The sequence below is a fragment of the Cellulosimicrobium sp. NPDC057127 genome (assembly GCF_042670945.1).
GTDB lineage: Bacteria > Actinomycetota > Actinomycetes > Actinomycetales > Cellulomonadaceae > Cellulosimicrobium.
Genome location: NZ_JBHUUP010000015.1, coordinates 78049 through 91628, shown reverse-complemented (window position 1 = coordinate 91628; position 13580 = coordinate 78049). Strand labels below are relative to the sequence as shown.

Below are 13580 nucleotides of genomic sequence, written 5' to 3'. Positions count from 1 at the left end.
CGGTCTGAGGTCCGGTCACGGCGAGCTCCTGGGGGTGAGCGAGAAGGTGCTCACGACGCTACGGAGCGGCCGTTTCGCCACCGTGCCCCGGCCGTTGCCCGTCCGTAACGGTCTTCTCACCCGGGCGGGGTGGTCCGTGTGAGACGGCGCTCCCCGGCGGTGCGGGCGCGCTCCGGCCCGGGCCCGACGTCGCCCACCACGACCCGGCCGTCGTCCGCGAGGGGCGGACCGGCCGCAGCGGCACCCGGGTCTGCGGCGGCGAGCCAGTCGACGAGGCCGCACACGACCTCCCGGCAGCCGCCGCAGCCGGTGGTGGCGCGGGTGGCCCGGGCGACGTCGTCCACCGAGCGGGCGCCGTCGTGCCAGCACGCGACGACCTCGCCCTTCGTGACGCCGTTGCACGTGCAGACGGTCGTGCGGTCGGGCATGCGCGTCGGGGTCGAGGCAGGGGCGGGCGCGGCGGCGACCGCCCGCAGCAGCAGCTGGGCGGGGTCGGAGGGGACGGGGACGCGGCGCGTGTACGCGGCCGTCAGGTCGGCCCCGACGTCGGGCGCGCCGACGCACGTGGCGCCGACCAGCAGCCCGTCCGCGACGACCACCTCGACGTGCCGCCCCGCGACCGGGTCGCTCAGCGTCACCGTGCGGTGCGCCGGGTCGGGCGGACGGCGCGTGCCGCACACGCCCATCGCGACGACGTCCAGGCCCGACGCCTTGAGCCGCACCACGTCGGTGCCGCCGGCGGCGCGCACCGGGCCGTCCCCGTCCGGGCCGGCACCGGTCGACGGCGCGACGCCCGCGGCCCGCTCCGCGAGCGCCGCCGCGAGCCGCCGCGACTGGTCCCACCCCTGCGCGACGAGCCCGGTCCCGCCCTCGGGCGGTTGCGCGCAGTCGCCGACGGCGAGCACGCACGGGTCGTCGGGGCTCGCCAGGTCGTCGCCGACGACGACGCCGCGGTCGACGGTGAGGCCCGCGGCCCGCGCGAGCCCCGTCTCGGGCACGGTCCCGCACGCGAGGACGACCAGGTCGGCGTCGAGCTCGACGAGACGGTCGGCCTCGCGGAGCACGACGCCGCGCACCCGGCCGTGCGCGTCGACCTCCACGCGCTCGGTGACGGCGCGGGTCCACGCCCGGACGCCGAGCCCGGCGAGGCGGCTCTCGACGACGCGGCCGGCGGCGGTGGCGAGCTGGCGGTCCATGAGGCTGTCGCCGCCGTGCACGACGCTCACCGCGACGCCGCGGCGCGCCAGCCCGCACGCGACCTCGAGGCCGAGGACTCCCGCACCGACGACGACGGCGTGCCGCGCGTTGACCGACGCCGCGACGATCTCGCGCGCGTCGTCGAGCGTCCGCAGCGCGTGCGCGCCGCGGGGCAGGCCGCCTGGGCGGTCGGTGAGGCCCGCGACGTCGGGCACGCGGGCCGCGGCTCCCGTGGCGAGCACGACGACGTCGTAGGGGTACGTGCCGTCCGCGGTGACCACGCGCCGCGCGGCGCGGTCGATCGCGAGCGCCTCGGTCCCGAGGCGGATGGAGACGCGTGCGTCGTCGGCGGCGGGGAGCGTGAGCGCCGCGACGTCGGTCCTCCCGGCGACCACGTCGCTGAGCAGGACCCGGTTGTAGGGCTCGTACTCCTCGGCGCCGAGCACCGTGATCTCGCACGCGCCGGCGGTGTCGCGCGCCGCGAGGTCGGCCGCGAACCGCGCACCGACCATCCCGTTGCCGACGACGACCACGCGCGTCGACGTCGTGTCCGTGCCGTTCATGCGAGCACCTCCTGACGGTCGCGGACGATCGCGACGTCCACCGCGCAGACCTTGAACTCGGGCATCCCCGACACCGGGTCCGTCGCGTCGGTCGTCACCCGGTTGACGCTGCCGACGCCACCCCAGTGGAACGGCATGAAGACCGTGTCCGGGCGGACGCGGTCGGTCCAGCGCGCGTCCGCCTCGACGTACCCGCGGGCCGACGTGAGCCGCACGCGGTCGCCGTCGCCCACGCCGAGGCGTTCGCCCAGCAGCGGGTGCAGCTCGACGAACGGCGCCGGGGCGGCGCGGTCGAGCTCGGGGACGCGACGCGTCTGCGCGCCGGACTGGTAGTGGCCGAGCACGCGGCCGGTGACGAGGTAGACCGGCGCGTCGGGCCGCACGTCGTCGCTCGGCCCGACGTGGTCGACGGCGACCGCCCGCGCGCGGCCGTCGGGTGTCGCGAAGCGGTCGAGGAAGGCCCGCGGCGTCCCGGGGTGGCCCGCGGCGGGGACGGGCCAGAACAGCCCCGGGCCGCGGGCCGCCTCGTCGGCGTCGAGGCGCGCGTGGCTCAGGCCCGCGTAGTCCGCGACGCCGCCCGCCGACGCGCGCGCGAGCTCGTCGAACACGACGGCCGGGTCCGTGGGGAACGCGACGTCGGACCCGAGGCGGCGTGCGAGCTCGGCGAGCACCCAGAGCTCGGACCGCGCCTCGCCGGGCGGGTCGACGGCCCGGCGTCGGCGGATCACGCGCCCCTCGAGCGACGTCATGGTGCCCTCCTCCTCCGCCCACTGCGTCACGGGCAGCACGACGTCGGCGAGCAGCGCCGTCTCGGACGGCACGACGTCGCACACGACGAGCAGGTCGAGCGCGCGCAGGCCGTCGACGACCCGGTCGGCGTTCGGCGCGCTCACGACGACGTTCGACCCGTGCACGAGCAGCGCACGCGGCCGGACCTTCTCCTGGCCCACGTCGAGAAGTGACTTTCCGCCCCGGATCCCGGCCGATCCGGGGCCGGGACTCACTTCTCGGCGGTCGGGGGCCAGCGACCGCAGGAGCTCCACCGCCGGCATGCCCGGGCCGGGGAGCGTCGCCGGGTCCACGCCCCAGACCGCCGCGACGTGCGCGCGCGCCGCCGGGTCGTCGATCTTCCGGTAGCCCGGGAGCTGGTCCGCCTTCTGCCCGTGCTCCCTGCCGCCCTGGCCGTTGCCCTGCCCGGTGACGGCCCCGTACCCGGAGCCCGCACGGCCGGGCAGGCCGAGCGCGAGCGCGAGGTCGATCGCGGCCGTCACGGTCGCCGTGCCCTGCGCCGACTGCTCGACGCCCCGCCCGGTGAGCACGTACGCCCCCGCGCCGCCGCGCACCGGGCTCGCGGCGGCGAGCAGGCGCGCGACGTGGCGCAGCCGCTCGGCCGGGACGCCGCACACCGTCTCGGCCCGCTCGGGCCACCACGCCGCCACGGACCGGCGGACGGCGTCGAACCCGGTGGTGCGGGCGGCGACGTACTCCTCGTCGACGAGCCCCTCGGCGACCACGACGTGCAGCAGCGCGAGGAGCACGACGAGGTCGGTGCCGGGCACGGGCTGCAGGTGCACGCCCTGCTCCCCGACCGGCCCGGCGCCCGGCGCCACGTCCGCGCGCGGCTCGGCCTCGCCGGTGAGGGCGGCGGTCGCGCTGCGCCGCGGGTCAACGACGACGAGCCCGCCGCGCGACCGCACGCCCGCGAGGTGCTGCACGGACGGCGGCATGGTCTCGGCGACGTTGGAGCCGAGCAGCAGCACGGCCTCCGCGCCGGCGAGGTCCGCGAGCGGGAACGGCAGGCCGCGGTCCATGCCGAACGCGCGGTTCGCCGCCGCCGCGGCCGACGCCATGCAGAAGCGCCCGTTGTAGTCGATGTTCGCGGTGCGCAGGACGGTGCGCGCGAACTTGCCGAGGGCGTACGCCTTCTCGTTCGTCAGCCCGCCGCCGCCGAACACGGCGACCGCGTCGCGCCCGTGCGCGCCCTGCACCCGCGCGATCCCGGTGGCGACGGCGTCGAGCGCGGCGTCCCACGTCGCGGGGTGGAGCGCGCCGTCCGGACCGCGCAGCAGCGGCGTCGTGAGGCGGTCGGGGGCGTTCAGCACGGCCGCGCTCGTCCAGCCCTTGCGGCACAGCCCGCCGCGGTTCGTCGGGAAGTCGCGCGGGGCGACGTCGACGGGCAGCGCCGTCCCGGGCGTCGGCGTGAGCGCCATGCCGCACTGGAGCGCGCAGTACGGGCAGTGCGTGCGGGCCGGTGCCGCGGTCGCGGTCGCGGTCGCGGTCGTCATGCTGCGCTCCTCCCGCGCCGTCAGATGCCGGCGCCGGCGAGCGCCGACCCCTTGCGCAGGTACACGGCCCACGCGACGACGGCCATGACGGCGTAGACGGCGATGAACGTCCACAGCGCCGGGACGAGCGACCCGGCGAGGCTCGTCGACGCGGCGAACCCGCGCGGGATGAGGAACCCGCCGAACGCGCCGACGGCACCTGCGATGCCGATGCAGCCCGCCGCCGCCTTGCGCGCCCGGGCACGGGCCGCGTCGCGCTCCACCGGGTCGGCGGCCGCGGCGACCTCCGGCAGCGCGCTCGCCTGGAACACGGCCGGGATCATGCGGTACGTCGAGCCGTTGCCGATCCCCGTCGCCACGAACAGCACGAGGAACGAGCCGAAGAACAGCGCGAAGCTGTGGCTCTGCAGGGCGAGGATCGCACCGAGCGCGCCGAGCGCCATCACCGCGTACGACGCGATGGTCACGCGTGTCCCGCCGACGCGGTCGGCGACGATGCCGCCGAGCGGGCGCGTGACCGACCCGACGAGCGCGCCGAGGAACGCGATCGAGAGCGTCACCTCCGGGAACTGGCCCTTGAGCAGCATGGGGAACGCGCCGGCGTACCCGATGAACGACCCGAAGGTGCCGATGTAGAGGAACGAGATGATCCACGTGTGCGTGTTCCGCGTCGCCGCGGCGAACGAGCGGGGATCGGCCTTCGCCGTCGACAGGTTGTCCATGAAACGCCACGCGAGGAACGCCGCGAGGACGACGAACGGGATCATCATGAGACCGGCCCGCTCGAGCGCGATGCCGGCCCCGGCGACGATGACCAGCGGGACGGCGAGCTGGACGGCGGCGGTGCCGAGGTTGCCGCCCGCGGCGTTCAGGCCGAGCGCCTTGCCCTTCTCCCGCTCCGGGTAGAAGAACGAGATGTTCGCCATCGACGACGCGAAGTTCCCGCCGCCGAAGCCCGCGAGCGCTGCGGCGCCGAGCACGAGCCCGAACGGCGTCCCGGGGTTCTGCACGACGAGCGCGAGCGCCGCCGTCGGGAGCAGGAGGAGCAGCGCCGACACGACGGTCCAGTTCCGCCCGCCGAGCACCGGCACGGCGAACGTGTACGGGATGCGCAGCGTCGCGCCGACGAGGCTCGGCACCGCGATGAGCCAGAACTGCTGGTCGACCGTCAGCGCGAAGCCGGCGGCGGGCAGCTGCGGCACGACGATCGACCACAGGGCCCACACGGCGAACCCGAGGAACTCCGCGAAGACCGAGATCCACAGGTTCCGGGACGCGACCTTCCGGCCGCCGTCCCGCCAGAACGTGGGGTCCTCCGGGTCCCAGCGGTCGATCCAGCGCCCCGAGCGGCGCCGTTCCGTCCCACGCCCGACGGCGGTCGTCGCCCTAGGGGCGAGCGTCGCGGTGGTGCTCCGCGTCGGCACGGTGCCGGTGGGGCGGTCCTCGTACTGCTCACCCTCGTGGGTGGTGGGGCTCGTGGGCGCGGGCATGGCGACTCCTAGAGGCAGGTCCCGGTCAGTGACCACGACGCTAGGAACGCGGTATTTCGACGGGACGCGAGCGCCGTTAACCCCGTGTGAGGTCTTCCGCACAGGAGGAACGCCTGCCGTGAGAGGTCTCGACGCTCTCCCGCGCCGGGGGCGGCGTCACCGGAGGACGGCGCACGGCGATGCCGCTGCGTGCGCCGCGGCCGCGTGCTAGGCAGGAAGCATGTCGATGGCCGAACCGCTCATGCCCCACCCGTCCCGCGACGAGGAGATCGCCGCGGCCGACCCCGGCGCCGGCGCGCCCGATGCCGCACCCGGGTTCGGCGTCGAGGGCGAGGACGCCGACGCGCGCACCGGGCGCGAGGACGACGAGGACCAGGTCGCGCCCGGGACGGACTGACCGGAGCGCGCCGCGCTCAGCCCCAGACGAGGCCCCGTGCGGGCTCCTCGAGGACGCGGGCGACGTCGGCCAGGACGCGTGCGCCGAGCTCGCCGTCGATCAGGCGGTGGTCGAAGCTCAGCGCGAGCTGCGTGACCCACCGCTTGCGGATCTTGCCCTTGTGCACCCACGGCTGCTCGCGGATCGCGCCGAACGCGAGGATCGCGGACTCGCCCGGGTTGAGGATCGGCGTGCCCGTGTCGATGCCGAAGACGCCGACGTTCGTGATCGTGACCGTGCCGTCGCTCATGTCCGTCGGCGTCGTGCGGCCGGCGCGCGCGGTCGCGGTGAGCGCCGCGATCTCCGTCGCGAGCCCGTGCAGGTCGAGGCGGTGCGCGTCCTTGATGTTGGGCACGACGAGACCGCGCGGCGTCGCCGCGGCGATGCCGAGGTTCACGTAGTGCTTGTAGACGATCTCCTGCGCCTCGTCGTCCCAGCTCGCGTTGGCCTCGGGGTGGCGGCGGACCGCGAGGAGCAGCGCCTTGGCGGCGACGAGCAGCGGCGTGACGCGCACGTCCGCGAACTCCTTGTCCTCGCGCAGCGTGCGCACGAGCTTCATCGTCCGGGTGACGTCGACGGTGTGGAACACGGTGACGTGCGGTGCCGTGAACGCGCTCGCGACCATCGCCTCGGCCGTGCGCTTGCGCACCGACTTCACGGGCACGCGCGTGCGGCGGCCGTCGGGCGTGACGGTGCCCGAGGCGAGCCACGGCTGGTCGTCGTCCGCGTACGTCGCGAGCGGCTTCGCCGTCGCCTGGTCGTGGTGCGCCACGACGTCCTCGCGCGTGACGATCCCACCCGGGCCGGTGCCCGCGACGCTCGTGAGGTCGACGCCCAGGTCCTTGGCGAGCTTGCGCACGGGCGGCTTTGCGAGCACGGGCAGCGGCACGTGCGCGACGGCGACGGGCGCAGCGGCGGGCGCGCTCGCCGGGGCGGCCGGTGCGGGCTCGGGGGTGGGCCCGGCGGCGGGCCCGGAGGCCGGCTCCGGGGTGGCGCCGCGGCGCCGCCGGCGGGCGGTGCCCGGGTCGACCGTGCCATAGCCGACGAGCACCGAGCCGGATCCTCCCGACGCGGGGGTGTCCTGCTGCGCGGCCGGTGCCGCGGGCGACGCGGCGGGCGCGTCCGCGCCGTCGGGCACCGACGCACCCGGCGCGGTGGGCGCGGGCGCGGTGCCGTCCGGGTCCGTGTCGACGACGACGATGGGCACGCCGACCTCGACGGTCGTGCCCTCGGCCACGAGGATCTCGCTCACGACGCCGCTGAACGGCGACGGCAGGTCGACGAGCGACTTCGCCGTCTCGATCTCGACGATCGTCTGGTTGACCGTGACGCGGTCGCCGACGGCGACGTGCCAGTGCACGATCTCCGCCTCGGTGAGGCCCTCGCCCGCGTCGGGGAGCTTGAACTGCTCGTACGTCGGCACTGCTTGTCCTCCTGGTGCTGGTCGGGGTGCGTCAGTACGCGAACGCGCGGTCCACGGCGTCGAGCACCCGGTCGAGGCCCGGCAGGTAGTCGTGCTCGATCTTCGCCACCGGGTACGGCGTGTGGAAGCCGCCCACGCGCAGCACGGGAGCCTCGAGCGCGTAGAAGCACTCCTCGGTCACGCGGGCCGCGACCTCGGCCCCGGAGCCGAGGTAGCTCGGCGCCTCGTGGACGACGACGCAGCGCCCCGTCCGGCGCACCGACTCGACCACGGTCGCGGTGTCGAGCGGCGAGATCGAACGCAGGTCGACGACCTCGACGCTGCGGCCCTCCTGCTCGGCGGCGGACGCGACGCGCAGCGCGGTCGCGACGGTCGGCCCGTAGGCGACGAGCGTGAGGTCGGTGCCGGGGCGCACGACGCGCGCGCGGTCGAGCACGGCCGCGCCCTCCCCCGGACCGCCCAGGTCGACCTCGCCCTTCTCCCAGTAGCGGCCCTTCGGCTCGAAGAAGAGCACGGGGTCCGGGGAGGCGATCGCCTCCTGGATCATGGTGAACGCGTCCTGCGGCGTGGACGGCGAGACGACGCGCAGCCCGGCCGTGTGCGCGAACAGCGCCTCGGGGCTCTCGCTGTGGTGCTCGACCGCGCCGATGCCGCCGCCGTAGGGGATGCGCACGACCACGGGGACCTGGAGGCGCCCGCTCGACCGGTAGCCCATCTTCGCGAGCTGGGTGGTGATCTGGTCGTACGCGGGGAAGACGAAGCCGTCGAACTGGATCTCGCACACGGGCCGGTACCCGCGCAGCGCGAGGCCGATCGCGGTGCCGAGGATGCCGGACTCCGCGAGCGGCGTGTCGACGACGCGGTCCTCGCCGAAGTCCTTCTGCAGCCCGTCCGTCACGCGGAACACGCCGCCGAGCGGGCCGATGTCCTCGCCCATGAGCAGGACCTTCGGGTCGTGCTCCAGGGCGCGGCGCAGGCCCTCGTTGATCGCGCGCGCAAGCGTGAGCGTCTTCGTCGTCCCGGCGGGGACCCCGGTCGTCGTCATCGTGCGGCCTCCTCGGCGAACGACTGCTCGTACTCGGTGAACCACGCACGCTCACGCTCGACGACGGAGTGCGGCGTCGCGTAGACGTGCTCGAACATGCTCGCCCCGGCCGGGGCGGCGAGCGCGCGCGTCTCGGTGCGCAGCCGCTCGCCGAGCGCCTCGGCCTCCGTCCCGACCTCGGCGGCGAACGCCTCGTCCCACGCGTCCTCGGCGCGCAGCAGCGCCTCGAGCCGGTCGATCGGGTCGCGCCGGCGCCAGTACTCCTCCTGGGCCCGCGAGCGGTACTTCGTCGGGTCGTCCGACGTCGTGTGCGCGCCCATGCGGTACGTGAACGCCTCGACGAACGTCGGGCCGCCGCCGGAGCGGGCGCGCTCGAGCGCCTCGGCCGTCACGGCGTAGCAGGCGAGCACGTCGTTGCCGTCGACGCGGACGCTGGGGATGCCGAACCCGCCGCCGCGGCGGTACAGCGGCACGCGGGTCTGCTTGCTCGTCGGCTCGGAGATCGCCCACTGGTTGTTCTGGCAGAAGAAGACGACCGGGGCGTTGTTCACGGCCGCGAACACGAGCGCCTCGTTGACGTCGCCCTGCGACGTCGCACCGTCGCCGAAGTACGCGACGACGGCGGTGTCCCGCGCCGCGTCGCCGGTGCCGACGAGCCCGTCGCGCTGGACGCCCATCGCGTAGCCGGTCGCGTGCAGCGCGTGCGACCCGATGACGAGGGTGTACAGGTGCACGTTGTGCACGGTCGGGTCCCAGCCGCCGTGGTCGACGCCGCGGAACAGGCGCAGGCGGTCGACCGTGTCGATCCCGCGCACGTGCGACACCCCGTGCTCGCGGTAGGAGGGGAACACGTAGTCCTGCGGGGCCAGCGCCCGGCCGGAGCCGATCTGCGCGGCCTCCTGGCCCTTCGACTGCGCGAAGAGCCCGAGCTCGCCCTGGCGCTGGAGCGACGTCGCCTCGTCGTCGAAGCGGCGCGTGAGCACCATGTCGCGGTACAGGCTGCGCAGCGCCGCGCCGTCGAGGTGGGCGACGCGCTCGCGGTAGGCGTCGGTCTCCGGCGTGGTGACGCGCGCGCCCGCCGGTGTGACGAGCTGGAGGAGGGGTGCGTCGTCGGGCCCGCCGCTCACGTCGGGAAGGTCCGGGGGCGTGCTCGCGGTCTCGCTCACGCGTTCTCCTTCGGTCGGGCCGGTCGGCCCGCTCGGGTGCAGGGGCGCCGTCGTAACCTACGTCTCCGTAGCCTACGCAAGCGTAGGCTACGACGCCGTAGGTAGCGCTCCCCCCGCCAGGGCCAACGTCGGCCCCGGGCGTTTGGAGGGATCCTCCAACTCCCGTCGAGTGTTCTCCCGCCGCGCGGTCACGGCAAGCAGGCGCCCTGGACACCGCCGCCGTGGCCCGATCGCGAGGCCCGGTCGCGAGGCCGGGTCGCGAGGCCGGGTTGCGAGGCCCGGCCGACGGGCGTTGCGTGGTGGGGGCTCGCCGAGAGGCGGCGGGGCGAGGTGACCGGAGGAGCGATGGGACGCAGCGACCGGATCGCGGAGCCGTGGGGCACCCGCACCCCCTACGGGCAGGGCGAGCCCTGGCCCTCGCGGGTGGACACGTTCCTCGACGAGGGGCTCACGGAGGCCGACGTCGACGCCTGGGTGCAGAGCGCGACGATCCTGCACTCGAACGGCGACGGCCTCGACATCGCGGTCAAGGACGGCCGCATCGTCGGGGTGCGCGGCCGGGTCGAGGACCGGGTCAACCACGGGCGGCTCGGGCCGAAGGACCTGTACGGCTGGCAGGCGAACAGCTCCCCCGACCGGCTCACGCACCCGCTCGTGCGCAAGGACGGCGAGCTCGTGCGCGCCACGTGGGAGGAGGCGATGAGCCGCGTCGTCGGGCGCACGAAGGAGCTCCTCGACGAGCAGGGCGCGAGCGCGGTGGGCTTCTACACGACCGGGCAGCTGTTCCTCGAGGAGTACTACACGCTCGGCATGGTGGCGCACGGCGGCCTCGGGACGAACCACGTCGACGGGAACACCCGGCTGTGCACGGCGACCGCCGCGGCCGCCCTCAAGGAGACGTTCGCGTGCGACGGCCAGCCGGGCTCGTACACCGACGTCGACCACGCCGACGTGATCTGCCTGTACGGGCACAACATGGCCGAGACGCAGACCGTCCTGTGGACGCGCGTGCTCGACCGCCTCGCCGGCCCGAACCCGCCCCGGGTCGTGTGCGTCGACCCGCGCGAGACGCCGGTCGCCCGCGCGGCGACGGTCCACCTCGCCCCGCGCCCCGGCACGAACGTCGCGCTGATGAACGGCCTGCTGCACCTGGTCGTCGCGGCGGACCAGGTCGACCACGACTACCTCGAGGCCCACGCCGTCGGGTTCGACGAGCTGCGCGAGCGCGTCGCGGACTACCCGCCCGAGAAGGTCGCCGAGATCTGCGACGTCCCCGAGGAGCGGCTGCGCGAGGCGGCGCACGTCATCGGGTCGGCCGAGCGGCTGCTGTCCACCGTGCTCCAGGGCTTCTACCAGTCGCACCAGGCCACGGCGGCCGCCGTGCAGGTGAACAACGTCCACGTCGTGCGCGGGATGCTCGGCCGGCCCGGCTGCGGCATCCTCCAGATGAACGGCCAGCCGACCGCGCAGAACACGCGCGAGGCCGGTGCCGACGGCGACCTGCCCGGCTTCCGGAACTGGTCGAACGACGCGCACGTGCAGGACCTCGCCCGCGTGTGGAACGTCGACCCCATGCGGATCCCGCACTACTCGCCCCCGACGCACGTCATGCAGATGATCCGCTACGTCGAGGAGGGATCCATCCGCATGCTGTGGGTGCAGGGCACCAACCCCGCGGTGTCCCTGCCCGAGCTGCACCGCATCCGCTCCGTGCTCTCGCAGGACCGCCTGTTCCTCGTGGTCCAGGACATCTTCCTGTCGGAGACGGCCCAGCTCGCCGACGTCGTGCTGCCCGCCGCGACGTGGGGCGAGAAGACCGGCACGTTCACGAACGTCGACCGCACCGTCCACCTGTCGCTCAAGGCCGTCGAGCCGCCGGGCGAGGCGCGCCCGGACCTCGACATCTTCGTCGACTACGCGCACCGCCTCGGGCTCCAGGACAAGGACGGTCAGCCGCTCGTGAAGTGGAGCACCCCCGAGGAGGCGTTCGAGGCCTGGAAGGAGTGCACGCGCGGACGGCCGTGCGACTATACGGGCATCACGTACGACAAGCTGCGCGGCGCCAGCGGCATCCAGTGGCCCTGCAACGACGAGCACCCCGACGGCACGGAGCGGCTGTACGCCGACGGGCAGTTCTGGAGCGACGCGGCGTACTGCGAGAGCTACGGCCGCGACCTCGTCACCGGCGCACCGCTGGAGCCGGCCGAGTACAAGGCCCTCAACCCCGACGCCAAGGCCGTGATCAAGGCGGCGGAGTACCTGCCGCCGCACGAGCTGCCGTCGCAGGAGTTCCCGCTCCAGCTCATCACCGGGCGCACCGTCTACCACTTCCACACCCGGACCAAGACCGGGCGCGCACCGCAGCTGCAGGCGGCCGCGCCCGAGGTGTGGATGGAGGTCTCCGCGGAGGACGCCGCGCGGTACGGGCTCGCCGAGGGCGACGTCGCGGAGGTGCGCACCCCCCGCGGCAGCGTCGTCGGGCAGGTCCGGATCAGCGGTGTCCGGCGCGGCGTCGTCTTCCTGCCGTTCCACTACGGCTACTGGGACACGCCCGGGGGCAGCGGGCCGGACGGCGAGGGCCGCGCCGCCAACGAGCTGACCCTCACCGACTGGGACCCGGCGTCGAAGCAGCCGATCTTCAAGACGGCGGCGGCCGCGCTGCGCCGTGTCGGCCCCGGGGACGGCCCTGCGCCCGCGCCCACCACGACCGCGTCCGCCCCCGTGTCGGGCGACGTCCCCCCGACGCGCGGGGGGCCGGACGCCCTCGCCGACGAGTCCTTCGACGTCCGCGTCCCCGAGGAGGTGCGATGAAGATCGGTCTGGTCCTGCGCGAGCTCCACCGTTCCGAGAACGACCTCGCGCACGAGCTGCTGCAGGTGGCCGACCGGCACCAGGTCGACCACGAGATCTACCACGTCGCCCGCGACATCGCGGCGTGGTCGCAGCGGCACGTCCGCGAGATCGCCGCGATCGCCCGTGACTACGGCGAGACGCTCGACCCCGAGCCGGAGGGCGAGTCCGGTCTCGCGCACCGCGTGCTCGACAAGGCCAGCGAGCTCGCGGGCCGGGCCAAGGTGCCGGGCCTGCTCATGCTGCGCGACCTGCGCGAGGTCTACATGAAGGCGTCGGGCGTCTCCGCCGACTGGGAGATGCTCGCGCAGGCCGCCCAGGGCATCTCGCACACCGACCTGCTCGCCCTGACGAAGCGCTCCCACCCCGACACGCTGCGCCAGGTGCGGTGGGCGAACGCGAAGCTCAAGGAGTCCTCGACCCAGGTGCTGATCAGTTGAGCGCGCACGACGGCGCCGGCACCGCCCCCGCCGACGTGGCCCGGATCGTCGTGCGGCCCATCGGCACGCCCCTGCCGCTCGCGTTCCTGGGACTGGTGGTGGCGACGACCGCGTTCGCCGCGCTCCAGCTGGGGTGGTTGCCGCCGTCGGAAGGAAGGGTCGTGGCGCTCGGCGTGCTCGCGACCACCGTCCCGGCGCAGCTCCTCGCGGCCGTGTACGGGTTCCTGGCGCGGGACCCGGTCGCCGGGACCGGCACGGCGGTCCTCGCGGGGACCTGGGCGGCGGCAGCGACCGCGACGCTCGTCACGCCCCCCCGGGCGTCGAGCCCCGGGCTCGGCGTGCTCCTCGTCGCCTCGGCCGCGGTGATGCTCGTGCCCGCGGCGGCGGCTGCGACCGGCAAGCTCGTCGCGGCGGGCGTCATGGGCCTGACGGCGCTGCGGTTCGCAGTCACCGGCGTCGCCGAGATCACGGGGTCCTCGACGTGGCTCACGGCGGCGGGCGTCGTCGGGCTCGTGCTGGCCGTCGCGGCGCTCTACGCGGCGCTCGCGCTCGAGCTCGAGGGCGCGGGCACGCCCGTGCTGCCCGTGCTGCGCCGCGGGTCCGGGCAGGACGCCGACGCCGGTGACCTCGACGACGCGCTCGGAGGGCTGGCCCGCGAGGCGGGCGTGCGGCGTCAGCTCTGAGC

10 protein-coding genes are annotated in these 13580 nt (G+C 75.1%); 4 read left to right on the top strand and 6 right to left on the bottom strand.

All coding sequences use genetic code 11. The annotated features are described in order from the left end of the window. Positions 1-116: 116 nt before the first annotated feature. From ACFTZA_RS14515 to ACFTZA_RS14505, 3 genes are read right to left on the bottom strand one after another with little or no spacing between them, the layout of a single operon-like run. Positions 117-1760 carry an FAD-dependent oxidoreductase gene (locus ACFTZA_RS14515; protein WP_378196202.1) on the bottom strand — a complete coding sequence of 548 codons (1644 nt, stop codon included), beginning with the start codon at positions 1758-1760 and terminating at the stop codon, positions 117-119. Further along, complete coding sequence (locus tag ACFTZA_RS14510) at positions 1757-4045, bottom strand: molybdopterin oxidoreductase family protein (protein WP_378196199.1); 2289 nt, start codon at positions 4043-4045, stop codon at positions 1757-1759. The genes ACFTZA_RS14515 and ACFTZA_RS14510 overlap by 4 nt, the downstream gene beginning before the upstream one ends. Before the next feature lie 20 nt (positions 4046-4065). Next, positions 4066-5535: an MFS transporter gene (locus tag ACFTZA_RS14505; RefSeq protein ID WP_378196196.1), complete on the bottom strand. Its 1470-nt coding sequence runs from the start codon at positions 5533-5535 to the stop codon at positions 4066-4068. Between the two features lie 220 nt (positions 5536-5755). On the opposite strand from ACFTZA_RS14505, the gene ACFTZA_RS14500 reads away from it, so the two are divergent. Further along, on the top strand, positions 5756-5932 hold the full coding sequence (locus ACFTZA_RS14500; RefSeq protein WP_378196193.1) for a hypothetical protein: 177 nt from the start codon (positions 5756-5758) through the stop codon (positions 5930-5932). A gap of 16 nt (positions 5933-5948) precedes the next feature. Here ACFTZA_RS14500 and ACFTZA_RS14495 read toward each other — a convergent pair whose 3' ends face one another. The 3 genes from ACFTZA_RS14495 to pdhA are packed head-to-tail and all read right to left on the bottom strand — an operon-like array spanning position 5949 to position 9605. Next, a complete protein-coding gene (locus ACFTZA_RS14495; protein ID WP_378196190.1) occupies positions 5949-7394 on the bottom strand; it encodes a dihydrolipoamide acetyltransferase family protein in 1446 nt (481 codons plus the stop codon). A gap of 31 nt (positions 7395-7425) precedes the next feature. Then, on the bottom strand, positions 7426-8439 hold the full coding sequence (locus tag ACFTZA_RS14490) for an alpha-ketoacid dehydrogenase subunit beta (RefSeq protein WP_378196187.1): 1014 nt from the start codon (positions 8437-8439) through the stop codon (positions 7426-7428). Further along, positions 8436-9605, bottom strand: coding sequence for a pyruvate dehydrogenase (acetyl-transferring) E1 component subunit alpha (gene pdhA, locus ACFTZA_RS14485; protein WP_378196184.1), 1170 nt, complete (start codon positions 9603-9605; stop codon positions 8436-8438). The genes ACFTZA_RS14490 and pdhA overlap by 4 nt, the downstream gene beginning before the upstream one ends. Positions 9606-9950: 345 nt before the next feature. Here pdhA and ACFTZA_RS14480 point away from each other — a divergent pair, with 345 nt between their 5' ends. From ACFTZA_RS14480 to ACFTZA_RS14470, 3 genes are read left to right on the top strand one after another with little or no spacing between them, the layout of a single operon-like run. After that, on the top strand, positions 9951-12416 hold the full coding sequence (locus ACFTZA_RS14480; protein WP_378196182.1) for a molybdopterin oxidoreductase family protein: 2466 nt from the start codon (positions 9951-9953) through the stop codon (positions 12414-12416). Next, a complete protein-coding gene (locus ACFTZA_RS14475; RefSeq protein ID WP_378196180.1) occupies positions 12413-12895 on the top strand; it encodes a hypothetical protein in 483 nt (160 codons plus the stop codon). The genes ACFTZA_RS14480 and ACFTZA_RS14475 overlap by 4 nt, the downstream gene beginning before the upstream one ends. Beyond that, the gene (locus tag ACFTZA_RS14470; protein ID WP_378196177.1) at positions 12892-13578 is read left to right on the top strand and encodes a hypothetical protein; all 687 of its coding nucleotides are present in this window, start codon (positions 12892-12894) and stop codon (positions 13576-13578) included. The genes ACFTZA_RS14475 and ACFTZA_RS14470 overlap by 4 nt, the downstream gene beginning before the upstream one ends. Positions 13579-13580: the final 2 nt, after the last annotated feature.

Excerpts from the sequence above, each read along its gene's own strand:
- ACFTZA_RS14515 (WP_378196202.1), bottom strand. The coding sequence starts at position 1,760 with ATGAACGGCACGGACACGACGTCGACGCGCGTGGTCGTCGTCGGCAAC.
- ACFTZA_RS14510 (WP_378196199.1), bottom strand. The coding sequence starts at position 4,045 with ATGACGACCGCGACCGCGACCGCGACCGCGGCACCGGCCCGCACGCAC.
- ACFTZA_RS14505 (WP_378196196.1), bottom strand. The coding sequence starts at position 5,535 with ATGCCCGCGCCCACGAGCCCCACCACCCACGAGGGTGAGCAGTACGAG.
- ACFTZA_RS14500 (WP_378196193.1), top strand. The coding sequence starts at position 5,756 with ATGTCGATGGCCGAACCGCTCATGCCCCACCCGTCCCGCGACGAGGAG.
- ACFTZA_RS14490 (WP_378196187.1), bottom strand. The coding sequence starts at position 8,439 with ATGACGACGACCGGGGTCCCCGCCGGGACGACGAAGACGCTCACGCTT.
- ACFTZA_RS14480 (WP_378196182.1), top strand. The coding sequence starts at position 9,951 with ATGGGACGCAGCGACCGGATCGCGGAGCCGTGGGGCACCCGCACCCCC.
- ACFTZA_RS14475 (WP_378196180.1), top strand. The coding sequence starts at position 12,413 with ATGAAGATCGGTCTGGTCCTGCGCGAGCTCCACCGTTCCGAGAACGAC.